The sequence below is a fragment of the Parashewanella sp. 2210YD4-3 genome, from assembly GCF_056591735.1.
Genome location: NZ_JBWQOG010000019.1, coordinates 1 through 23,965, shown reverse-complemented (window position 1 = coordinate 23,965; position 23,965 = coordinate 1). Strand labels below are relative to the sequence as shown.

Annotated in this window: 18 protein-coding genes; all 18 read right to left on the bottom strand. The window is 36.4% G+C overall.

Annotated elements, in window-relative coordinates; genetic code table 11:
* Window positions 1-124 precede the first annotated feature (124 nt).
* The 18 genes from AC1EU0_RS18880 to AC1EU0_RS18795 all read right to left on the bottom strand — a co-directional run bounded on the left by AC1EU0_RS18880 (window position 125) and on the right by AC1EU0_RS18795 (window position 23,731).
* Window positions 125-1,552: a phosphomannomutase gene (locus tag AC1EU0_RS18880; protein ID WP_480304324.1), complete on the bottom strand. Its 1,428-nt coding sequence runs from the start codon at window positions 1,550-1,552 to the stop codon at window positions 125-127.
* Window positions 1,549-2,964 (bottom strand): mannose-1-phosphate guanylyltransferase/mannose-6-phosphate isomerase, encoded by a 1,416-nt coding sequence (locus AC1EU0_RS18875; RefSeq protein ID WP_480304323.1) that lies wholly within the window; start codon window positions 2,962-2,964, stop codon window positions 1,549-1,551. Before AC1EU0_RS18875 ends, AC1EU0_RS18880 begins: the two co-directional genes overlap by 4 nt.
* 302 nt (window positions 2,965-3,266) lie before the next feature.
* On the bottom strand, window positions 3,267-4,517 hold the full coding sequence (locus tag AC1EU0_RS18870; protein ID WP_480304321.1) for a glycosyltransferase family 4 protein: 1,251 nt from the start codon (window positions 4,515-4,517) through the stop codon (window positions 3,267-3,269).
* Between the two features lie 2 nt (window positions 4,518-4,519).
* Window positions 4,520-6,145, bottom strand: coding sequence for a heparinase II/III family protein (locus AC1EU0_RS18865; RefSeq protein WP_480304319.1), 1,626 nt, complete (start codon window positions 6,143-6,145; stop codon window positions 4,520-4,522).
* Window positions 6,146-6,190: 45 nt separating this feature from the next.
* A complete protein-coding gene (locus AC1EU0_RS18860) occupies window positions 6,191-8,311 on the bottom strand; it encodes a bi-domain-containing oxidoreductase (protein ID WP_480304317.1) in 2,121 nt (706 codons plus the stop codon).
* 7 nt (window positions 8,312-8,318) lie between these two features.
* The gene (locus tag AC1EU0_RS18855; protein ID WP_480304315.1) at window positions 8,319-9,239 is read right to left on the bottom strand and encodes a hypothetical protein; all 921 of its coding nucleotides are present in this window, start codon (window positions 9,237-9,239) and stop codon (window positions 8,319-8,321) included.
* A gap of 38 nt (window positions 9,240-9,277) precedes the next feature.
* Window positions 9,278-10,267 (bottom strand): glycosyltransferase, encoded by a 990-nt coding sequence (locus AC1EU0_RS18850; RefSeq protein WP_480304314.1) that lies wholly within the window; start codon window positions 10,265-10,267, stop codon window positions 9,278-9,280.
* A gap of 5 nt (window positions 10,268-10,272) precedes the next feature.
* A complete protein-coding gene (locus AC1EU0_RS18845) occupies window positions 10,273-11,487 on the bottom strand; it encodes a hypothetical protein (protein WP_480304312.1) in 1,215 nt (404 codons plus the stop codon).
* Window positions 11,471-12,823 (bottom strand): hypothetical protein, encoded by a 1,353-nt coding sequence (locus AC1EU0_RS18840; RefSeq protein ID WP_480304310.1) that lies wholly within the window; start codon window positions 12,821-12,823, stop codon window positions 11,471-11,473. The genes AC1EU0_RS18845 and AC1EU0_RS18840 overlap by 17 nt, the downstream gene beginning before the upstream one ends.
* The gene (locus AC1EU0_RS18835; protein ID WP_480304308.1) at window positions 12,813-13,610 is read right to left on the bottom strand and encodes a hypothetical protein; all 798 of its coding nucleotides are present in this window, start codon (window positions 13,608-13,610) and stop codon (window positions 12,813-12,815) included. The genes AC1EU0_RS18840 and AC1EU0_RS18835 overlap by 11 nt, the downstream gene beginning before the upstream one ends.
* 17 nt (window positions 13,611-13,627) lie before the next feature.
* Complete coding sequence (gene rfbC / locus AC1EU0_RS18830; RefSeq protein ID WP_480304306.1) at window positions 13,628-14,173, bottom strand: dTDP-4-dehydrorhamnose 3,5-epimerase; 546 nt, start codon at window positions 14,171-14,173, stop codon at window positions 13,628-13,630.
* A complete protein-coding gene (rfbD, locus tag AC1EU0_RS18825; RefSeq protein ID WP_480304304.1) occupies window positions 14,170-15,048 on the bottom strand; it encodes a dTDP-4-dehydrorhamnose reductase in 879 nt (292 codons plus the stop codon). Before rfbD ends, rfbC begins: the two co-directional genes overlap by 4 nt.
* A 5-nt stretch (window positions 15,049-15,053) precedes the next feature.
* Entirely contained in the window at window positions 15,054-15,926 is an 873-nt protein-coding gene (gene rfbA, locus AC1EU0_RS18820; RefSeq protein WP_480304302.1) for a glucose-1-phosphate thymidylyltransferase RfbA, read from the bottom strand.
* Window positions 15,927-15,930: 4 nt separating this feature from the next.
* The gene (gene rfbB, locus AC1EU0_RS18815) at window positions 15,931-17,007 is read right to left on the bottom strand and encodes a dTDP-glucose 4,6-dehydratase (RefSeq protein ID WP_480304300.1); all 1,077 of its coding nucleotides are present in this window, start codon (window positions 17,005-17,007) and stop codon (window positions 15,931-15,933) included.
* Window positions 17,004-18,272 (bottom strand): UDP-N-acetyl-D-mannosamine dehydrogenase, encoded by a 1,269-nt coding sequence (gene wecC / locus AC1EU0_RS18810; RefSeq protein ID WP_480304298.1) that lies wholly within the window; start codon window positions 18,270-18,272, stop codon window positions 17,004-17,006. Before wecC ends, rfbB begins: the two co-directional genes overlap by 4 nt.
* A 15-nt stretch (window positions 18,273-18,287) precedes the next feature.
* Complete coding sequence (gene wecB / locus AC1EU0_RS18805) at window positions 18,288-19,412, bottom strand: non-hydrolyzing UDP-N-acetylglucosamine 2-epimerase (protein ID WP_480304296.1); 1,125 nt, start codon at window positions 19,410-19,412, stop codon at window positions 18,288-18,290.
* 185 nt (window positions 19,413-19,597) lie between these two features.
* Window positions 19,598-20,548 carry a Wzz/FepE/Etk N-terminal domain-containing protein gene (locus tag AC1EU0_RS18800; RefSeq protein WP_480304294.1) on the bottom strand — a complete coding sequence of 317 codons (951 nt, stop codon included), beginning with the start codon at window positions 20,546-20,548 and terminating at the stop codon, window positions 19,598-19,600.
* A 408-nt stretch (window positions 20,549-20,956) separates the two neighbouring features.
* Window positions 20,957-23,731, bottom strand: coding sequence for an SLBB domain-containing protein (locus tag AC1EU0_RS18795; protein ID WP_480304332.1), 2,775 nt, complete (start codon window positions 23,729-23,731; stop codon window positions 20,957-20,959).
* Window positions 23,732-23,965: the final 234 nt, after the last annotated feature.

Genomic DNA, 23,965 nt, shown 5'->3' with positions numbered 1-23,965 from the left:
AACATTATAAAATACGTTATAAAGACAGTGGTGAAAATGTGAAAAAATCTGTCTCAGAACTGTCTCACCACTTCCTTAACGAATTGATTGTTATCAAAAAGAAAAATCAACCCAATAGGCCTGACTAATGGACACTTTCAATTTTATCCAGTACGAGGTCGACAAGATATTTGGCTCTTTCAATGGTATTTGATTCCGTATAGCAACGAAGTTCAGGTGCATTACCGGATGGTCGTAAATGAACAACTTCACTATTACTCAGTGTGATACGCAAACCATCCGTACAATCGATATTCGCAACTTCGAATTCCGATAAACCTATTCGGGTTAACAACAACTTAGGATCTTTAATTCCCTGCTCAATAATTGCCAAACTTTTTTCACGTTCAAAATTTTGAATTCGATCGCTGGCAGTATAAATTGCAGGAAGTGCCTTAACTAAACTTGATATAGGCTGATCACCTGCCATGGCAAGCACCGCTAAAACGGGTAGAAGTGCATCTCGCGTTGGTAATGCTGATAGCGCCACACCATTGACTTCAATGTCCGAACCAAGTAAAAAACCGCCATTTGCCTCAAAACCTGCCACACAAGAGTGATTTGTTTTTAAATTATCAAACTCTGCAATAACATAAGGAGAACCAATTTTAGTACGCTGAACGTGCTTAAACATATTACATGCTTCAATAGCTGAATTACAGCTAACAGGTACTACTAGAGCTTCGGTATTTAAACTTTGAGCTGCAAGTAAACAAAGTATATCACCCCGTAAATATGTACCGGTTTCATCTGATAATAATGGTCTATCGCCGTCACCATCTGTTGAAAACAATGCATCTAAATCGTGTTCTTGTTGCCAAGCTTGAGCCATCATGATGTCAGCTTGCCCAACTGCTTCTGTATCAATAGGAACAAAACTGTCACTGCGACCTAGACTGACTACGGTTGCACCTAGCTGTTCGAATAAACTAGTGTACAAATCACGACCAGCGCTAGAGTGCTCATAAATTCCAATTCGCTTTCCTGTAAGTAGATTATTACCAAACAAATCAAGATAACGTGTTAAATATGCCTGAGAAGCACGTTCAGAAACTTGTGGCAGTGCTAATAATTCGAGTTTTGGTAATTGCATATCAGCAGATAGAATAGCTAATTCATCAAATTTGCTAATTTCACCGTCAGGTCGATAAAATTTAAGTCCATTTCGATCAAACGGTATATGGCTGCCTGTTACCATAATAGCCGGAATGTTATCAGCCATAGAGGTAACGGCTAAAGCTGGTGTTGGAATAACACCATAATAATCGACTTCAATCGATGCTGATTTAGCAGCTGCAATACATGCCGCTGCTATAAAAGGACTACTAGGTCGATTATCGATTGCGATAGAAATCTTATTGAAAATAAAATCTTGCTTCATCACCTGAATAAAGGCAGCAGTGAATGCCTCGCATACTTCCGGTGTAAAATCACTCACTAAGCCTCTGGCACCACTAGTGCCAAAGGCTACACCACTATTTTTTATGACTGTTGATACGGTTGATAAACTCATTTGTCTAACCTACCATATCTGTCTTCAAACCTTACAATATCGTCTTCACCTAGATACGAGCCAGATTGGACTTCAATTAACTCAAGAGGTACCTTTCCTGGATTCTCTAGTGCGTGGATAACTCCAACTGGAATATATGTAGATTGGTTTTCAGTCAACAAAATTTCTTTGTCACCATTAGCAACTTTGGCTGTTCCAGTAACTACAATCCAATGTTCAGCTCGATGATGATGCATTTGAATAGAAAGCTTTTCACCAGGCTTAACTGTAATGCGCTTAACTTGGAATCTATCACCATTGTCAATAGAGTCGTACTTTCCCCAAGGGCGATATACTTCGCGGTGATGTTTCCACTCACTTCTCTCTTCAGATTTCAATTGCTCTACAATTTGTTTAACACTTTGTACTTCAGATTGTTTAGCAACCAAAATAGCGTCTTTAGTTTCGACTACGACAACATCATCTAAGCCAATCGTTGCTACCAATTTTTCTGAAGCATGAACATAAGTGTTTCGAGAGTTAACATTAATCACATCGCCAAGACAAGCGTTACCATCTTCGTCTTTATCCGATACGTCCCAAAGTGCAGACCAACTTCCAACATCGCTCCAACCACAATCCATTGGAACAACAACTGCTTGAGTTGTTTTTTCCATTACAGCGTAATCAATAGAATCATCAGGACAGGTTTCAAATGTCTCTTTATCAATACGAATGAAATCTAGATCTACTTGAGTATTCGTCATTGCTTGTTCGCAAGCACTGTACATGGCAGGACTGTACTTTTTAAGCTCATTTAAATATGCGCTGGCTTTAAATAAGAACATTCCACTATTCCAGTAGTATTCGCCGCTCTGAAGATATTGTTTGGCTGTTACCAAATTTGGCTTCTCCACGAACTCAGCAACAGTAAAGCCTTTATTTTCCCCTTGTACGTCACCACGCTTAATATATCCATAACCTGTCTCTGGCGTCGTTGGGACAATACCAAAAGTTACCAGATTATTTGCTTCTGCAAATGGCACAGCTTGTTCGATCGATAAACAAAATGCTTTTTCATTTTTAATAACGTGATCGGCAGCTAACACTAGCAGTATTGGATCATCACCGTTATTTAAGGCTTGCATTGCAGCTAAAGCAATAGCCGGTGCAGTATTTCGACCTACTGGTTCCAATATAATTCCACTAGATTTAAGCCCACTTGAACGAAACTGCTCTGCAACTGAAAAACGATGTTCTTCATTACAAATAACGAGTGATGGCAAATGGTTAATTCCATCTAGTCGCTTCGCTGTTGTTTGCAACATTGAGTTTTCACCCAGAAGAGTAAGTAATTGTTTTGGAAACTGTTGACGCGAAAGAGGCCATAAACGCGACCCTGAGCCGCCAGCCATTATTACAGGTAGGATCATATTTATTCCTTAATAAAAAATCGATATACTGCCATAAAGCATTGCTCTACATAACTATGCCAGACTTCGTGATATTCGGAGCCTCAAAACTTTATAGAAGCTAGTGTAATCATTTTACCCATATTTTTACTTTCTTATTCCAGCTTTAAAATTCACTAATTATTGAACAGAATTAAACACATAGTCTAGATATGTTAAAATATTTCAATATCAGTAGTCATTTCTTTCTCATCACACATAAGAAAGAATTACTGGAAAGTAAAACAACTAAATGGGGTTGAAACTAGCTATAAACTATAAATCTATTCCATGCTGTCACGTTTTGAAACTAATTGAATGTGCTTTTCGAAAACTGACTCCATATCAGCCGCCTTCATATCTCTACTAAATGCTACTGCAGACTCTATGCTTTTATTACGAATATGAGCATATAAGCCTTTGTCATTATGTAGTTTTAAAATTGCATCAACAATTTGTCCTGCACTTTCACTCTCAACAACTAAGCCTGAATTAGTATCACGGATAATTGAAGTTGCCTCACCTTCAGGAACACTCACGATAGATGGTATCCCCATTCCCATACATTCAAAAATTTTGGAAGGTATAACGGTTTTAAACAGATCATTGTTAACCAGTGGAACTAATGACACATCACAAAGTGACCATAACTTCGGCATCATCTCTTTAGGCTGACGCTCAATAAGTACCACATTACATAGCTGTTTTTGGACTACAAGATCTACTACTTTTTTCCGTGCTGCACCACCACCTGCAAACACAACGCGAATATTGTCATATTTTTGTAATCGCTCAGCCACATCTACAATATGCTCTAAACCATGAGCCATTCCATGAGTTCCAATATAGCCTGCAACAAATTTATCAGTTAAACCATACATCTCTGCAAATTCAGAGTCTTTAGAAAGAGTTGGTTCATACTTCGTTAGATCTACACCATTTAAAACAACTTCAATTTTATTACCGTCAACTCCACGTTCAACCAGTTCGTTTTTAAAAGCATGGGTCACTGAAACGATAGTGTCTGCTCTTCTGTATAAGAACAACTCAATTTTTTCTAAGATTCGAATAACAATACTATCCTTCATAGCACCAACAGCAGTAATGGATGCTGGCCAAATATCACGAAGTTCAAAAACAAATGGTTTTCTTCGTACTGCAGACAAAGCCCAGCCAGCACAAGCACAGAAAAATTGAGGTGATGTTGCTACGATGACATCAGGCTTTTTCTGAAAAAAACCTGAAATAAAAGCTGAAACCATGAAAGACATATAATCTAGGATACGTTTTACAAACCCTTCGTTTGCTGTGATATATGTTTTCACACGAACGACATCAATACCATCCATATCTTCTTTTTGATACCAACGATTTTTATACCCATCAAACACCTGTCCTTCAGGAAAATTCGGAGCACAGGTAATTATCGTCACTTTATGTCCAGATTTGACCCATCTAAGAGCATGCTCATATGTTCTCGTTGCAGGAGCATTTCCTTCAGGTGGAAAGTTATCGGTAAGAAAAAGAATATGCATAACTACACTCGTTTAAGAATGAATTTAACTTCATTCTGATTAAAATTAAATATCAGCTTTTTATTCGCGATGGATAGACCAAACTCTGGATGCCATGTGCAATCACTAACGTCAATATCAGCACCTACAGCACTAATCAAGTACTTCACATCATTAGGTAATTTCACCAAAACTTGCCCTGACTCTTCTTGCTGGCAAATTAGAATATCAGGATGAAGATGGAAATGACTTTGTGCTGAATTGAAATTACCAGTAAGTGTGTCGAATATGGTCAATGTAGTCTTTTCTAATTGCCATTTTCGTATATGAGTTACCTTACCAGGTAACCGCATATACCCATCATGTGAACATTCAACACTGATAACTCCATCATTATTTGCTATTATCGGCTTACTTGGATACGCACGCCTAGCAACTCTAAAACCACTCCAAACTTCTGATGAATCTTGATTCTCAACAACCACTGTATTGTGGGATGCAGTTTTTCGTTGCCTAAGTCTTTCTTTTCCAAGCCCATACATTGAGATACCACTATTCACAAATAGACGGTAACCATCGATACTGAGTTCAAAAGAGAGCGTGTCAGCGTGCGCATGCCCAGGAATATAATCAGGACCAACTTTTGCAGCATCAATAATTAGCTTATTCGCAAAATCTTGAATGATGACATAGCCACTTTCTTCTAGTGATACGACTTTTGAATCATCTAGCTTAGGAAGCTTTATATTAAGTTTTTGGGCATACAATTTAATTACGTCTAACTTAGGTGCAACGCACATAGTCGAATCATTGAAAAATGAAACATCATTATCTGGATGTTTCATTAGTTCGGCCCAAGATAACATTCTGTCGATAATTTTTCGCCAATACTTTCTAGTACTTGAAGGAATATTATTGGAGTAAACAAGGCTCAAATGATACAAGTCAAGCAGATCTGCAAGAACGATATTGTGATACATCGGAGTAAGCTCGAAGTTACCACCATCCGCTAAGATTTGTTCAGGAATTTCTTTTTCAAGAATGGACATACCAGACTCTAACCAAGTGTCTGCTAATTCACCTTTGAAAAAACAACCTGCAAACACAAGCGCTTTAGCATTAGCAAACAGATGATTACCAAGTAAGTGATACTCTAACTGCTGCTCAAGAGCTTGTACTTGCAACGATAAACTATCTAACCACTCTTTTTTGGGTTCGTTTCCTGCTAAAAACCACTTGATCCAGTTTACGGTTCTCAGTGAAATAGTATAAGGTTCCCAACCGTTACCAACCATCGGTGAGTTTTGTTCTATCCATGTAGTGATCAAACTATTATGGATTTTAGTTCTGTTTTGCCAGTCACTTTGGTTCAAATCATCAAAATAATGGAGATTATAAAGCCATAACTTGGTCTTTGTCTCATCATTCCATTCACTTATTGTATCAACCACATTCAAAAAACTAAAACGCCCTTCACCTTGATAGCACGATTTCAAGATCGGAAATGAAACCCAGCCTTCATTGGTTTCATTTATTTGTAAAGTTGGATCGGTAAACTTTATTTTTGTAAATTTTCTTACAATACGATTGCTAAACTGAACTGGCTTCAGATATTTGAGGGTATGGTAGAGTTGTAAAATTTTATTCATTAATTAAAAAAGGGGCCTAAGCCCCTAATTTCCTTTAAAGCGTATTTACTTTCTTAAAAGCTCGGCTATTTGACATGAAATACGAGCAACTTCAATGATTTCATTAAAGCTAATTGGTGACTCTACACCTTTTTTAATACTCTCAACAAAGGCATTAGAGCAAGATTTCTGACCTTTATCTTGGCTAGATAACTTCATTTTGTTAAAGCCTTTCCAACCGAAACCGATCAACTTTCTAAAATTATCAAGTTGTAAAACAGCATCATTAGCAAAAACTTCTATACGCTCTTTTGGAAAATCTTTACCACCATTAGCAAAGTAATGAATAGTACCAATAGAGCCATCTTCAAATGAAAGTGTAATACTGGCTTTATCTTCTCTTATTGCGATGCCAGGAGCATCACCTAAGCAAATTGCACTGAAACCAGTGATTTTTGCCCCAGCTAGATGACGCATTAAATCAATGTAATGGCATGCCTCACCAATGATTCGACCGCCACCTATCGATGCATCTTGAGTCCAATGATCAGCAGGTATATCACCAGCATTCATTGTCATAATAAAAGTTTTTGGGCCTTTAGTAGCAGATAATAACTGTTTCATCTTAATAACATGAGGAGCAAAACGTCGGTTATAACCCACCATCACTTTAGGTTTTTTCTCACTTTCATTGTATGTTTTTTCAATGAGATCGATTTCAGATTCATACAACGCTAGAGGTTTTTCTACAAAGACGTTTTTGCCAGCTTTAATTGCACTAACTGTTTGCTGAGCATGTAAATTATGCTGTGTTGCAATCACAACTGTGTCAATTTCAGTATCAGCTAAAACATCATCATAATTTGTTGATGCTTTGGTAAAACCTTGTTTTGTCCCATGATGCACTGCACTCATACCTGCACTAGTTACTACTGTATCAAAAATAGCACCAGCGCTTTTAAAAGCGGGCATTAATACACGAGACGCATAATTGCCTGCACCAATAAATGCACAGACAGCAGAAGAAGGAGTATGATTTTGTGTGTCAGTCAAGATAACTGATCTTGCAGTTAGCTCCTTTTCGCTCTTATTTGGGTAATTCAAAACAATCCCCAATGAAGAACGATCATCTAAGCATTGATAAGCAGCCAAAGCATCATCAATAGAAAATCTATGAGTGATTAGTGATTTTACATCTAAAGCACCAGATGCCATCATATCAAGTACAGCTTCAAAGTTTCTCTGCTCAGTCCATCGAACAAAGCCTACAGGATAATCATTACCTTTATCCTCATATTCAGCATCATATCGGCCAGGTCCATAAGAACAAGATACTTGAAAGGTTAATTCTTTTGCAAAAAAGTCTGCACGTGAAATTTCCTGACCAATAACGCCAACAAGTACTATACGGCCTCTTTGCCTACACATTGTTGCTGCTTGACTCAATGGCTCACTACTTTTTGTTGATGCGGTAATAATTACTCCATCAACCCCTCGACCACGAGAAAATGCTTCAGCAATTTTGAGAGCATCTTCACCTTTAGAAAGATCAACAGTTTCTGCACCAAGCTTACGTGCTAATTCACATTTTGCTGAATCAAAATCAATACCTAAAACACGACAACCATTAGCACGAAGTAATTGAACAGTAATAAGACCAATCAAGCCAAGGCCTGTTACAACTATACACTCACCTAGAGTCGGCTTAATTAACCGAACACCTTGCAGGCCAATGGCTCCCAGAACAGTAAAAGAAGCAGATTCATCGTCAACATTATCAGGTACTTTAGCGCATAAATTTTTTGATACTCGTACTACTTCTGCGTGGTTACCATTGGAGACAACTCTTGTACCCACATCATAACCCGTTTCACCGCTGTCAATGACAGAGCCTACGTTACAATAACCCAAGGGCAAAGGTTGATCTAATTTAGATTTAACAGCTTCGATTGTAGGCATCAGACCATCAGTTTTGATCTTGCCTAGAACCATTTTTACTTTATCGGGTTGTTGACGAGCTTTATCGATAAAATTAGCTTTACCAAAATCGATAAGCATCCTTTCGGTACCAGCTGATACTAGAGTGTTACTAGTTTGAATCAACACATGGCCATCTCTTGCGCTTGGGCATGGGATTTCTACAAGAGAAGTTTCACCATTCGCAAGATTTTGAAGAACTTGTTGCATATTGATATCATCTCAAATAATTTAATAATTTTTTTCTGTAGTCAATGTCGCAATAATAATCAAATATTTCGCAGCCATTGGGTCTGTCAACTACATTACTAGCTAAAACTTTCGCTTTGTAAAATAAAGCCTCATGTATCGATATGCTATTACCATCAGTACTTGTAGGCCTAAGATAAATAACTTTTTCAGAAAAAACGATCCAAGTTGATATACTTCGATCCCAAAAAATAATATTATCGATTTCTTTAATTTCATCGAGAAGCGCGGCTACTTTTTGATAGTTATGTTTAGAATCACCGATTGCAATTATTAAACCTGCTTCTGGGTGGTCTAATAAAATTTGTGAAAGTATATTACATGTACGTTTCAATCCGTATAGATCAACATTATTTTCAAATATATACTTCCAAGCTGATATTAAAAAAATTTTATTTTTGGTTTGTATAAAATCAGACACATAACTTGGTAAAGCTTTAATGGCATCATTTACTTCGATATCTGTCGGTTTAATAAAAGGACTGATTTCAGTTATTTTATTATCAAATTTTACCGGATAATTAAACTTTAAATGTTCGCTGACCACCATAATTTTACTTGCTTTATTAAGCAAGTAAAGACGGAGAGCAGTTCTCCTATTTGGTGTAAAACGTCTTGAATGATTATGATCAATGAACTCTACTTTACTAAATGCTCCACACAAATAAAAAAAAATAAGTAATGGTAAAGAAGTACTGTTAATAACGACTCGGTCATAACCTCCGAACAACAATTTAAAAACAGTTGAAACATCATTGAGAGATTTAGATGGGAACATATCAACTTCTTCGCCATCTTTAATACATTTATCTCTGAATCTTGAGATAAATACTGTAACACCACCAATAGGAGGTGGAATTCGTCCAACTAGTAAGGTTGATTTCGTCATACTATACACCGTTGATAAATAATAATCACACACCTTTTTCAATTACAAATGTTAGTTAATTCATTATAAATTTTTTTCTTTGCTTTATTAAAACAAAGTTCAGAGCTTACAAAGTCGTGTGCTTCGATTGAATAACTTGTTAAATCTTTTTCTAAAGCAAGCGAAATGCCTGACAAGTCAGAAATTATAAGCTCTGATAATTTCAGGCTTATATTCAAATTGGTAAACGCACCAGAAAAACCTATAACGGGGATGCCAAATGACATTGCCTCTATCACCTTATTCTTTACACCTGTACCAAACGAAATAGGATAAATTAAAGCACGAACATTTCTATAAACATCATTAATCGAAGGTAAATATTCTTGGCATTTCAAATTTACAATATCTTTTCTTACTGGAACATTTTTACCACATACTCTGAAATTAAGATTTGGTTGAGACAATGCAAGTTTAACAATTTCATTAAATGCTACTTTATTGGGCAAAAAATTAAAATCACCAACAAAAAGAACATCTCCGTCAACTTTAAATAAACTTTCATGCTTATCAATAAAAAATGGAAAAATCATAGTATTACATCGAAACTCCTTAGGGATAGCGTTAATTTCATCACGCCCCAAATATGCACACTTTGAATTTAATAATTTTTTTTCCTTGAACAACAAAGCATATGAGATAAGTTTATGCTTAAAAACAGTTGCACTTTTATTGATATGAAATAATGAATCACAAAGATAAAAAACTAAATTACAATGCAACTTTGAATATTCATTTATATATGGACTCATTGCAAACGTGCTGACAATAACTAAGTCATGACTTGAAAAATTTTGAATATTTAATCTAGAGTCCTTTATCTTTTTTGAGCAATAAAACATAGAAAGCTTACTTAATTTAGATGTATCATGATAAAATAAATCTACATCACTAAAACTTTTAAGAACTTTTAGCAGCCTTAAATCTCTTTGAGAAGCACCATTCAATTCACCACCAAAATCTCGCTCAGTTATATAAGCAATTCTCACCTTATTCAACTCCTCTTATTTGTGAAAATGATATATTTTAAAAACCAAATCAAAAAAGCACTAACAATCCAGACGCGAATATTTTGAGTAAGTAATAATACAGTACCGTTCATTGTTACTTGGCATATGCTAAAAAACAAATATAAAAGCATAATCTTATCAAACCAACTACCTTTAACTCGTCGAAACAAAATTATTTGAAATAAAATAACCGAAAAATAAATAACCATCAGAATTAATGGATTTTCCGAGAAATGTAAGCTTCCAAAAAGAGTTACCTCATATCCATTATTTATGGCCGAATTTTGTCCAAGATACTCTATTGCGAAACTTCTCCCTATACCTACGGATGATCCTCCTAAAGAAGTGTCTACTACAAAAGCTGTAATAATTCCTTTTAGTAGATATAAACTAATGGAACTGATAGAAAAGAGAGTAGAATCAACATTGGGTATCATAAGAACATCAATACCAGATACTCTTCGTGATATCAGAAGCATACCATAATCAAAAATAAAACTGGACTGTTGAAAAAGAATGTGCCAAGAAGATAAAAAATAATTAATAAAATCTGACTGTTCCGTTCTTAAGTATGTACTCAAGATCATCAAAAACGGAAAAATAAAAATAACAATTAATAATAATAAAAATACTTTCAAGTTAAATATTGGCTGTTTCTTCAAAAGCCTAATAAATATAAAATTAAGAAGACACAATATAAACCCAGCTTTACTAGACATTAGCAATGGAGGTAGTAAAAAAACAAGTGAATAAAATATTATTTTTCTAGATCTCGTTTCAAACAAAGTAATAATAAAAAAAACAAGTTGAAAAGGTAGTATTGAGTATGTGAAAAACATTAATATCTTCATATACAAAGACTGTTCACCACCAACATTGGACTGTTCACCAAAATTATTAGCTATAATTATTAACTGAAAGATAAATATTGTATAAAATAAAACCTGAACAATCGCCAAGTCTTTATCTATTTTATTTATTCGCATTGAGGTTGGTAAAAATAAAGCAATAGAAAAAAGTGCTGAAACAAAAAAAATCAATAATAAATAGTTAATATTCGAAAAATCAACAGCTAATCCAAACTTAACAAACTGAAATGATCCTTCATAAAAGAACAAAGTTAGCATTCTCAAAGGATATAACACAATGAGAAAAACTGATAACAAAATTACATATGCACGCCTAGGATACAATAGCATTATCGCCATCCCTCATAGAACGAATTGACTTAAATAAATATAATGGCCACTTCCAATTATTATAAGCTAAGTTACAGATAAATTGAATAGTGAGGAATAGCACTAGCGAACCACCTTTTAAGCTACATATAGTAGCCAGAGTTACAACAAGCAAACCAGTTATTATACTCGACGTCATATATGGAACTTCATTATTTGTTGTTATTATTGTCGCAGCAATAACATGTATACCTTCCAAAAAAAGAAAGACAAAAAGAAGATACAACTCAGAACCGCTGAGTATATTCGTATCACTCGCTAATAACATCAATATCCTTTCAGAAGCAAGCAAAAAAACAAAAAAACCTAATGCACATGATAAAATGTAGAACATATATAAATTCATCACATATTTTCTGAATTTATTAATATTAGATTTTGCCCTACACATTATAAGCTTTGGAATGAACACCTGAACAGGAAGAATAGAAAATGCAACAAGAGCAGTTAAAAATTGTAATGTAACTGCGTAACTTGAAGAAACTGACAAACCTAGAGTTGGTATGATCGCAAAAAAAAGATATCTATTACTTAAAAAAGCACCTAGCGAAACAACAAACGTTCTAAACACATTACGAAAAGAGCGCATCATGACATATCTGATATTAGAAAAGTAAACTTTCTTTTGTTTACCAAGTACATTTAAGCATTTTTTTACACAATAAAAACAATATGCTCTAAAGAAAAATATTGAAATAAAATATGCCCATATTAAACCATCTAATCTTTTAGAAGTATATGTTAAAAATAAAAATGTAAAAATCAAAAACACACAACTTTGTATTATGTAAGCGAGTTGATTCTTTCTGACAAGATTTGCACCAATTAAAAAACTGGAACACCAAGAAAAATATGCACAAAGAACAAGTGAAATATAATAGACCAAAACATTGCTTACAACAACATTTGAGTTGGAAGCAAGAATTTTATTTAAATATAACTTATCTATTAAAAAAACCACAAAAACAATCAAAATGGACACTAACAAATAAATCAATTTTGATGTAATCAATACAGAATAAAGTAATTTATGATTCACAGTTATTTTGTTACTACGAGTATCAACTCCCTTTTCTTTTAGCTTCCTAACTCCACTAAAAGATAATGCAATATTTCTTGACATATTGGAATTAAAACCCATGTCCAGTAAAATCATAACATATTGAAATGATACAAGAAGATACCAAAAACCAACTTCCTCACTAGTTAAATGTACAAGAAGCAGAGGCAAAATAATTAAATTAGAAGTGTATTTTAAAATTTGAGCCAACATTGATAATATGATATCACGCCTCATAAATCTTCCTAATTTCTTTTATCATCTTACCATATATTATATTTAGCAAAAAAAGTAATTTTCCTCGCCCCCCTCCATAGACATTTATTATTGATGAAGTTAAATCATCTTGACAACGAGCAGTTAACAATTTCTCGTTCAAAACTGCTTTAACTTTATCTTTAATTAACGCAGTATTGCTTTCTTTGTTATACCAACCTGACTTACCATCTTCCGGGAAGAACCAGTTTGATAAATGATTATTCATATCAACACTAGCTTTAGCTACTATTATCTCATTATGTTCGACCTGAATATCATTCACTGAAAAAGACTTCCCTGCTGAGTTAACGCCACCAATTCGATTCACAGTCTTAATTGACGCCATAAATAAATAACTGGAAACCCATCGTTTGCATATAAAACCATCGATAGTCAGATTTTTATTTTTCTGGTTAACATGCCCTACAAAATCATTTAACTCATGCCTAGAAAAGGCATTTAAAAATGCTAATCTTGAAAAATAATTCCAGTACCGATGGTGACAAAATGTGTCATTTGCAAATATTACTTTATCATTAGACTTAGCACCAAGGTTATCTGTTATAAATTTGATACCTTCATCCCAAGCAGAAAACTCCCAATCTCTATTACTGCCTCTAATTTCTTTGTATTTTACACCTAGAACCTTATGCTCATTTAATGAATTATTATTTACAACCACAAGTTCACAGCTTTTATCGATGGAGGTTATAAGGTTATGTATTTCTCTTATAGCTCTCTCTTTATATTTAGGATAAAACGACACTAACAGCACATACATTTTCACAGTTTTTTACACCTCAAAAAACATGTCCCCTTTGAATCTTTTTCAGACAAAACTGGCTGCCCAACTATTGGCCATTCAATACTAAGCTCTGGATCATTCCAAATAATTGATTGTTCTTCTTCTGGATTGTAGTAATCTGTACACTTATACAAAAACTCAGCTTTATCAGTAATCACATAAAAACCATGAGCAAAGCCTTCAGGAACCCACAATTGACGTTTATTTTCTGCAGATAAATATACCCCAACCCATTGTCCAAAAGTTGGCGAGCCTTTTCGAATATCAACTGCGACATCAAAAACTTCACCAGATACAACTCGAACTAACTTACCTTGTGTATTCTCAGTTTGGTAATGAAGCCCTCTTAAAATACCTTTCTTCGATTTAGAATGATTATCCTGTACGAAACTAGTTGGTTTTCCTGTTACAAGCTCTTCAAATTGTTTTTGATTCCATGTTTCCATAAAGAAACCACGCTCATCACCAAATACTGTTGGCTCTATAATTTTTACATCAGGAATTTTTGTATCAATTACTTTCATTTTTGGTACTCTTTTATTCTCGTAAGCGCTGATTGCCAATCGCTTTGCTCAACCCCAAAAGCTTTATTTATTTTATCGCAATTTAAACGTGAATTTTTGGGACGTTTGGCTGGAGTTGGGTACTGCTCTGTTTTTATCGGGTTAACCGTAACAGAATGAGTGAGAATATCTTGTTCAAATGCATGCTGCATTATTTCTTCTGCAAACTGACACCAGTTAACATATGGAAAACCTGAATAATGATAGAGTCCAAACCCAGTATTACTTTTTAAGCTATGGCTTGCAATTTGGATAAGAGCTTTAGCAATGTCTCCAGCATATGTAGGTCCGCCAAACTGGTCGGAAACGACTGTTAATGAATCCCTAGAGCTAGCTAAGCGAAGCATTGTTTTTACAAAATTATTTCCGTGTTCACCAAAAACCCACGCAGTTCTTAAAATTATGTGCCTATCGCAATTCTGCTGTATTGCTTTTTCACCTTCAAGTTTACTTTTCCCATATATACCATTTGGGTTTGTAGTATCGATCTCAACATAAAGTCCAGCTTTGTCACCTGAAAAAACATAATCGGTTGAAATGTGAAGCAGAATGGCATTGCTCTGATTTGCTATTATTGCTAAATTTTTAGGGCCATCACGATTTATAGCAAAAGCTAATTCATATTCTTGTTCGGCTTTGTCAACAGCAGTATAGGCGCCGGCATTAATGATTACATCAGGTTTAAAGTCAGCAACTACCTGTTCAGCTTCAACGAAATTGGTTATATCAAGTTTGTCTCGCCCTAATGCTAAAAATGTTACATTAGCCATATTATCAAATTGCTGAACCAAACATTGACCTACTTGTCCATTTTTACCAGTGATTAGAATCCGCATACTAATTAGCCTGCAACCAATTTTGATAGGTACTTGCCATATTCATTTTTAAGCATTGGTTTTGCAATTTTTTGTATTTGATCCAAGCTAAGCCATGCATTACGAAATGCAATTTCTTCTAAACAGGCCACTTTTAGCCCTTGTACATTTTCTATTGTTTGTACAAATGACGATGCTTCATGCAAGCTTTCATGTGTGCCTGTGTCTAACCAAGCGAAACCACGACCTAATAGCTCAACATTTAAGGAATTATCATTTAAATACATTTCATTCAAAGTAGTGATTTCTAACTCTCCACGTTGAGAAGGCTTAACCGTTTTAGCGATATCAACCACACGATTATCGTAGAAATAAAGCCCTGTAACAGCGTAGTTAGATTTTGGATTTGTAGGTTTCTCTTCGATTGATACTGCTTTCATATTTGCATCAAATTCAATTACTCCAAAACGCTCAGGATCTTTAACTTGGTAACCAAATACTGTTGCTAAACCTTTTTTCGTTTTTTCTGCGGCATTCAATAGTTGCGTACTGAATGATTGCCCGTAAAAGATATTATCACCTAACACTAAGCAAACTGAATCATCACCAATAAAGTCCTCTCCAATAATGAATGCTTGTGCTAGCCCATCCGGACTCGGCTGTACTGCAAACTCTAAGTTAATTCCAAAATCAGTTCCATCACCTAGTAATCGTTTGAATCCTGCTTGATCTTCTGGTGTTGTAATTATCAGAATGTCCCTAATGCCTGTCAACATTAATGTAGATATTGGGTAATAGATCATTGGCTTATCATAGATAGGTAGCATCTGCTTGGAAGTACCACGCGTTAATGGATATAAGCGTGTTCCCGAACCACCTGCTAATACTATACCTTTCATTATTTTATCCCTCTATACCCAAACGCTCTCTCTGATAACTTCCATCTTGTACATTTTGGCACCATGTGTGGTTATCAAGGTACCATTCAATGGTTTTACGTAAGCCTGTTTCAAAAGTTTCTTCTGGTGTCCAATTGAGTTCATTGCTCATTTTCGTTGCGTCTATAGCATACCTTCGGTCATGACCCGGTCTATCTGTAACGTAGGTTATTTGCTCAGCGTATAGCGAGTCTTTAGGCACTAACGAGTCAAGTATGCTGCATATTGTTTTAACTACTTCTAGGTTTTGTTTTTCGTTGTGACCACCGATATTATAGGTTTCACCAACTTGACCTTCGGTAACGACTTTATAAAGAGCTCGCGCATGATCATCGACATATAACCAGTCGCGAATTTGATCTCCTTTACCGTAGATAGGTAAAGGTTTACCTTCTAGTGCATTTAGGATCACTAATGGGATCAATTTTTCAGGAAAGTGAAAAGGACCGTAATTGTTCGAACAATTGGTCACTATTGTAGGTAAACCATAAGTGCGTAACCATGCTCTGACCAAGTGATCGCTAGAAGCTTTTGATGCTGAGTATGGGCTGCTTGGTTCGTATGATGTTGTTTCTGTGAACAGAGGCAGTTCTTCTGCATCAGTTACTTCATCAGGATGCGGTAAATCACCATAGACTTCATCGGTTGAGATATGATGAAAGCGAAATGAAATTTTCGCGTCTTCTGTCAACGTATTCCAATACTCACGTGTCGCTTCAAGAAGGGTATAAGTACCAACGATGTTAGTTTGAATAAAATCCGATGGGCCAGTGATCGAACGGTCAACATGTGATTCAGCCGCTAAATGCATTACGGCGTCTGGACGGTAATGTTTGAACATTCTATCCAATTCAGCGCGGTCGCAAATATCAACTTGTTCGAAAGCATATCGTTCATTATTTTCTATAGTGCTCAATGATTCAAGGTTGCCAGCGTAGGTTAATTTATCAACATTGATGACGCTATCTTGAGTATTATTGATGATATGACGTACTACTGCGGATCCAATAAAGCCTGCGCCGCCTGTGACTAAGATTTTCATTTCCAAATACCTTTTGTATCAATGATGCTGCCTTTATCTAATGTAAACTCTTTAAACTCTTTATGATCAACTAACATCAAATGAATATCAGCTTCATTTGTTGCAATATCAATGTCCACTAAGTCGATATTGGAATTTTTGATGGGCAGCACTGAAACATTTGGCTCAACAACAATTAGCCTCCCTGAATGGTAATCAGCCAAATCACTAACTATCTGCATAGCAGGACTTTCTCTTAAATCATCAATATCCGGTTTAAATGCAAGTCCATAACATGCAATAGTTATCTCTCTCGCAGTTTTATCAGGATTAGATTGAAGATGTGCTGCGACTGCTAATTTTGTTTTATTAATAACCCACTCAGGTTTTGAATCATTAACTTTACGAGCTGTATGGATTAATTGAGCTTCTTCTGGTGTTTTAGAAACAATGAACCAAGGGTCTACTGCAATGCAGTGACCACCGACTCCTGGTCCAGGTTGCAGTATATTAATACGAGGGTGGCGATTAGCTAAAGATATCAACTCCCAAACATCAATATCTAATTTATCACAAATGATTGAAAGCTCATTCGCAAATGCGATTTGTACATCACGACAACTATTTTCAGTGAGCTTCGCCATTTCAGCAGTTCTTGCATTTGTTATTACACAGTCACCTTGAACAAATGTTTTGTAAAGCTCAACAGAACGCTCTGAGCATTTATCTGACATACCACCAATTACGCGATCGTTTTCTACTAACTCACGTACTACATGACCAGGCAATACACGCTCAGGGCAATGGGCGACATTAACATCTGCATTTTCACCCACTTGTTGTGGAAAAGATAAATCGGAACGAGCCTCCGCCAACCACTCAGCAACTTGCTCTGAAGCGCCAATTGGCGAAGTTGACTCTAGGATAACTAAATCACCTTTTTTAAGCACAGGTGCTATACCATTACACGCGGATTGAATGTAGCTTAAATCAGGTTCTGGTATCGCGCCTTCATCGCAAGGCTTAAAAGGAGTTGGTACCGCGATTAAAAATGCATCCGCAGCTTCTGGTGATGTGACCGCTTTTAAATACCCTTCTGTTACCGCAGCATGTACTATCATATCCAAATCAGGTTCAACAATGTGTATCTTACCTTGGTTGATAGTGTCTACCGCATGCTGATTCACATCTACCCCGATAACTTTCTTTTTGCGTGAAGCAAACATCGCTGCAGTAGGCAGTCCGATATAACCTAGACCAATTACTGAAATTGTTTCAAATGACATTTCTATTCCTAAATCTTATTTAACTAATTCGTTCAAAATTTTCTGACATGCTTTACCATCACCATATGGATTATGTGCAAAGCTCATTAATTGATAGGCTTCAGTGTCGGTCAGTAATTCGTCGATTTTTTTCGTGATTTCATAAACATCAGTACCAACTAATTTTACTGTGCCTGCTTCGACGGCCTCAGGGCGTTCAGTTGTGTCTCTCATCACTAATACAGGCTTACCTAATGATGGAGCCTCTTCTTGAATTCCACCTGAATCAGTCAAAATAATGTAAGCGCGACTCATTAAATATATAAACGGTAAATACTGTTGAGGTTCGATTAAATGGATGTTTTTTATACCACCCAAGATACGATTTACTGGTTCACGTACATTTGGATTTAGATGCATCGGATAAAGAATTTGTGATTCTGGATGTGCTTTCGCAGTTTGAGCTAAAGCTTCACAAATGCGCTCAAAACCACCACCAAAACTTTCACGGCGATGCCCTGTCACTAATATTAATTTCTTATTTTCATCTAAAAAAGGAAATTGCGAGGCTAGAGTTTTCTTTAAATCTTCATCTGTAGCAATTTTATCTTTGACCATCAGCAATGCGTCAATGACTGTATTGCCTGTAATAATGATATTCTCAGGGACAAAATTTTCTTTGAGTAAATTCTGCTTTGATGTTTCTGTAGGTGCGAAGTGATACTTGGTCAATACACCGGTCAATCTGCGGTTGGCTTCTTCAGGCCATGGAGAGTATATATTACCAGTACGAAGTCCAGCTTCAACATGACCCACTTCAATTTGTTCGTAGTAAGCGGCAAGACTTGCTGCAAAGGTTGTTGCGGTATCTCCATGCACAAGCACTACATCAGGCCTAAACTCTTGAAGTACCGGTTTGAGCTCTTGAATGATTCGTGAGGTTACATCATTTAATGATTGACCTGCTTTCATCAAATTTAGGTCATAATCAGGCGTGATTTCGAAAAGTTCTAAGACTTGGTCAAGCATTTCACGATGCTGGGCAGTTACACAACATTTCGCATCAAATCGCTCATCGGCTGCTAATGCGTGAACAAGAGGAGCCATTTTAATGGCTTCTGGTCGAGTACCAAAAACGGTAAGAACTTTCCTTTTTTTCATTATTTTGACCTGATTTTGAGCATACAATTTGCTCGAAAAATTGAATTTATTCACTTTTCAATCTCAGACATTCAGTCATGCCTGAGACACTTTTATTCTATTTTGAGACAGCTAATTCTTCGCTATCCCTTATAAACCCTAGCTTTTACGGTTTTCTTGAAAACCGTCCCAATAGGCCTATAAAATCAGTCTTTTTTATTAAAAGCATGTCTAATCAACACAATAGCAACACCAAGCATTCCTCCTAAAAGGGTTCCTAAAATGCAAATTAATGCTCTCTTAGGTTTTGCTTTTTCTTCTGGTACTAATGCAGGATCTACTGTAGCAAATACATATTCGTCACGAACATCTGCAAACATGATTGTTTTGGTTTGTTCTTCGATAAGCTTAAATAGAGTGCTTCTTAAGTCAGAAACTTTTGTTTGATTGATTTGTTTTTCTAGGAAGCTAATACTTTTGTTTGCTTCTTTTACATCACGTGTTTTCATTGCTAAGTTAATGTCAGCGACTAACCATTTTACCCATTGCTGAGCGATGTACGGAGACTGATGCTCAACTGAAACACTTACCAAATTGGTCTTTTTATCTTGATTAACTGAGAATATTTTTTGCCATTCTTTATATGCTTCTTGCATAGATGGTTCAGCCTTAAAAGGCGCTTTAATTTTACGAACCCATTTTTTATTTTCTGCTACATACTTTTCTGAATCGTAGGATATTGCATTTGTTGCACTATCCCACTTATCTACAGCCATTAACTCAGGCAAGATATTATGCTTCTGAATGAATTTACTTGTAAATTCTCGGGACTTTAAAATTTCGATAGCAAGTTGGATTTTATCGCCTTTGCTCCCACCCAAGTTAATACCTGCTAAACTCGCTAAACCACCGAATTGTCCTGCTAATGCTGATAATCCGCCTCCTTTTTGTTCGCTTACAGGAGACAATAAAGCTTCTGATTTATAAATATTTGGAAGTATTAAAGCAATGATTACGGCACCAATAGCAAACACTGTTGTGATGCTAGTGATTAACCACTTCCCTTGCCTGATAGCACTAAAAAGTTCTTTTAAATCAATTTCATCGTCGGATACATAATTAGTCGGCAGCTGTGGTGTTGGCGTATTTTGAGTCATATAGTTTCTGTTGGTTGGTTTAGCTAAATTAGGTAGTTCGTACTAAAGTCCCTGGATATCTGCCTTAGCGAAAGTCTGATCGGTTAAGGACAATATATAGTCCCTGCGAAGGCAGTTACCCAGTGATTTTACTAAAGTCTCTAGACTCCTGCCTACGCAGGAGAGACGAAAAATAGCTTAAACATACAGCATTAGACCCACGTGGGTATGACTCGAGTATATCGAGAACAATACATGGCATCAGCCATCCTAGCTATGAGTATATTGCAAGCTATCTATAAACAGTCTCTAGATACCCGCCTTCGCGGGTATGACAATCGAGCTATATAGGCACTGGGTTACTGACATACAAAACTATCGTTACTTCGTTTCCTGCCTTCGCAGGAACGACATCGCATAGATTCAATATTAATTATTTATTCGAGCAATCGATGCAATGGCTACAGCGCTGTTGTAAATCACACTTGTGACTTGCTGCCATAGCGTTAGTGTATCTTTGTATTCGGTATCTAACGGAACAATAATGGTATCACCTGGCATCATTCGAGTGCCTGCACTCAGGAAGCCTGAATCTGGAATAACCACTGAACCATTAGCCCTTAGGATATAGCTTCTACCTTCGTCTGCACGCTTACGAGCACCGCCAGCCATGCTTAGGTATTCTTCAAAGGTTTCACCTTTAATAAACCTATGTGTACTCGGGTACTGTACTTGTCCCATCACTGATACAGTTTGATTCTTTGATGGAATGTAAAGTTCGTCATTTGCTTCTAGTTCAATATCTGCTGATTTGATATCTCCTAAAATAGCGGATAAATCGATACTTAAGCGCCCTACAACCTCGATATTTTGCAATTGATCAAGCAATTGCTGTGAGTCTTGATAGCTGATCGTTGTTCCATCTTTGGTTAACGCTTTGGCTGCAATTTCACGTCTCAATTCATCAGCCAGCGTTCTTACCTGCTCTTGTTCTTTCTCTTTGATTGATTCACGAAGAAAAATCGAGCCGTAGGTGAAGGCATTAGGTGTTAACCCGCCTGCTCTAGTGATTACGTTTTTAAGCGTTTCTCCACGTTGAATACTGTAAGTACCAGGAAAACGTACTTCACCTTTTATGCTTACCCAACGTGTTTGCTGCCAATCAGGCAGTTTGCGAACAGAAATTACATCACGAGATTGAAGTTTCAGTGAATTGTGGTTTACGTGCAATACCTCATTCAGATTCAATTCTTTATGGATGATTTTCGCGCCTTTAATTGGATCAATTTGTTGGCGGGTAAGTTCAGCCGATAAGGTATAACTACCTTCTTGCAACCCACCAGCAGCTGTTAATAAGTCTCTTACAGAACCATTCTCTACCAGAGGATAAACACCAGGGTACCGAACTGAACCATTTACCTCGACCAGTTTAGCCATCTCACCCAAATGGGTTTGTTTTTTCAATTGCTGGATGATTGGCAATAGTGCAATTTGACGTTCATCATCTTTAAATACGACAATTTTATCTCTAGGCTCTAGCGCTAAATTATCTTTTGAACCATTAAAATTAATAGCTTTGTTCAACGAAAATTGAAGAACCTCAACTTCATCTTGCTCATTGATTGCTCTAAGCACTACGGCATAAGTTAAATCAGCCTCTTTGCTTAAATCTGAACGAACAGAATGGAAGATATCTGAAATTCGCATTCCTTTCGTCCACTGAAATTGACCTGGACGTGTTGCAGCACCAGCAACTTCAACTGAATTTTCAAGACGATCCGAAGAAGAACTTACTGTAATGTAGTCACCATCTTTCACGATTTGACGACGACCTTGCGCTGTAGTGTAATCTACTGAAAGAACGGTTTTGAGGTGATTTTTATTAAATCGCTCTACAGAAATGGCTTTTGCAAATGCTTTTGCTTTAAGGCCACTTGCCATCTTGATGGCATCTGCGAAATTTTCACCTTTCTTTAGCTCATAAATAGCAGGGCGACGAACATCACCATCAACACTGACATAGGCTTTAGCTGCGGGAATGAAGACAACATCACCAGATTGTAAACGCAAGTCTGAGGATGAATCACCACGCATCAATAGGTCGTATAAATCTAGCTTTCCAACTAGCTTGCCCGCCCTTTTTAACTCGATGTTACGCAAGGAGCCAATATTGCTAATACCACCAGAGACATATAACGCCTGTGTGATTGTAGACAAACTCGATACTGTATAACTGCCTGGCTTATAGGCTTCGCCGGCAATAAAAATACGAATAGAACGAAGCTGACCTAGTGTGACACTTGACTCTACACCAATCGTTGAAGACTTAATTTTATCTTTGATGAGTTTTTTAGCTTCTGCAAAGCTTAGGCCTACGATTGAGATTGGCCCTACTTGCGGTAATTGAACCGTACCATTGCGTTGTACAACAAGCTCAAAGTTATCGCTTTCTTTACCATAAGTTTGAACATTGATGGTATCGCCTGGGCCAACCATATATTCAGATGGAACGGGTACATCTGAGATAGGAGCAAAAGTGGTTGGCTCGCCTGCAAACATATCTAAACCGAAAATTTGAAGCGGTTTCTTTGTTTTTTGTTGCTCACCATCAACTTTGGCTAAGGTTAATGTCCCAAAGTTATTTAACGTGTATTTTTTTCCAATATTATCAATAAAGTACTGACTACCAGAAATTGTGGTTTTACAAATGATATTTGGTTGATTTTCAGGCGTAGGCTGCAAATTTGTATTCTGCTGCCCATTATTGTTTATGTTATTTAGGATACCATTTTGACTATTCATGGTTCCACTTTGGCTATTTAAAGCACCATTTTGATCAGGATGGCCGAATTGACCATTGGTAGCCTTATAATTTTGATAATCTCTTTGACTATTTTTTATCGTATTCTTTTTATGTTTTGTTGATACAAATGAGCTAGAGCCGATGGCGCTACAATCTTGAATTGAATCAGCATCAAAGTAAGCTGTTCTCGGCTTTACAATTGGTGTATCAAAGTCATTGTTATCATTACGGTTTAATTTAGAACCACCAGTAAGACTTGAAATATCTACGCCGTATTGTTTGGCTAACTTCAACTGTTCAGATTTCGGCAATTGTTTGAATTGCTCGATCATTTGTGGGGTTGGAGTTAATGCAATTGATGAAAAACTCGCTGTTGCGACAATTGCTATTCCTACAGCAATGAGATATTTCGCTTTTGGAAACACGTGCTTTCTCCGTATTTGAGAATGTTGAGTAATTCCAGCAATCCTGCTGGGGATTGTTTTTTTGTTGAAAGAGTCAACAGAATATTGTTTTTTAAAGATGCTTGTTTGCTACATACGAGTCACTGGATACCCGCCTTCGCGGGTATGGCGTTAGCTTAAGGAAATTCGATTAGTTAGTTGCACACTACCAACCCGCGTAGCATGCCAGAG

Coding starts and splice junctions, on each gene's coding strand:
- AC1EU0_RS18880 (WP_480304324.1), bottom strand. CDS start 1,552: ATGAGTTTATCAACCGTATCAACAGTCATAAAAAATAGTGGTGTAGCC.
- AC1EU0_RS18875 (WP_480304323.1), bottom strand. CDS start 2,964: ATGATCCTACCTGTAATAATGGCTGGCGGCTCAGGGTCGCGTTTATGG.
- AC1EU0_RS18870 (WP_480304321.1), bottom strand. CDS start 4,517: ATGCATATTCTTTTTCTTACCGATAACTTTCCACCTGAAGGAAATGCT.
- AC1EU0_RS18865 (WP_480304319.1), bottom strand. CDS start 6,145: ATGAATAAAATTTTACAACTCTACCATACCCTCAAATATCTGAAGCCA.
- AC1EU0_RS18860 (WP_480304317.1), bottom strand. CDS start 8,311: ATGCAACAAGTTCTTCAAAATCTTGCGAATGGTGAAACTTCTCTTGTA.
- AC1EU0_RS18855 (WP_480304315.1), bottom strand. CDS start 9,239: ATGACGAAATCAACCTTACTAGTTGGACGAATTCCACCTCCTATTGGT.
- AC1EU0_RS18845 (WP_480304312.1), bottom strand. CDS start 11,487: ATGCTATTGTATCCTAGGCGTGCATATGTAATTTTGTTATCAGTTTTT.
- AC1EU0_RS18840 (WP_480304310.1), bottom strand. CDS start 12,823: ATGAGGCGTGATATCATATTATCAATGTTGGCTCAAATTTTAAAATAC.
- rfbC (WP_480304306.1), bottom strand. CDS start 14,173: ATGAAAGTAATTGATACAAAAATTCCTGATGTAAAAATTATAGAGCCA.
- rfbD (WP_480304304.1), bottom strand. CDS start 15,048: ATGCGGATTCTAATCACTGGTAAAAATGGACAAGTAGGTCAATGTTTG.
- rfbA (WP_480304302.1), bottom strand. CDS start 15,926: ATGAAAGGTATAGTATTAGCAGGTGGTTCGGGAACACGCTTATATCCA.
- rfbB (WP_480304300.1), bottom strand. CDS start 17,007: ATGAAAATCTTAGTCACAGGCGGCGCAGGCTTTATTGGATCCGCAGTA.
- wecC (WP_480304298.1), bottom strand. CDS start 18,272: ATGTCATTTGAAACAATTTCAGTAATTGGTCTAGGTTATATCGGACTG.
- wecB (WP_480304296.1), bottom strand. CDS start 19,412: ATGAAAAAAAGGAAAGTTCTTACCGTTTTTGGTACTCGACCAGAAGCC.
- AC1EU0_RS18800 (WP_480304294.1), bottom strand. CDS start 20,548: ATGACTCAAAATACGCCAACACCACAGCTGCCGACTAATTATGTATCC.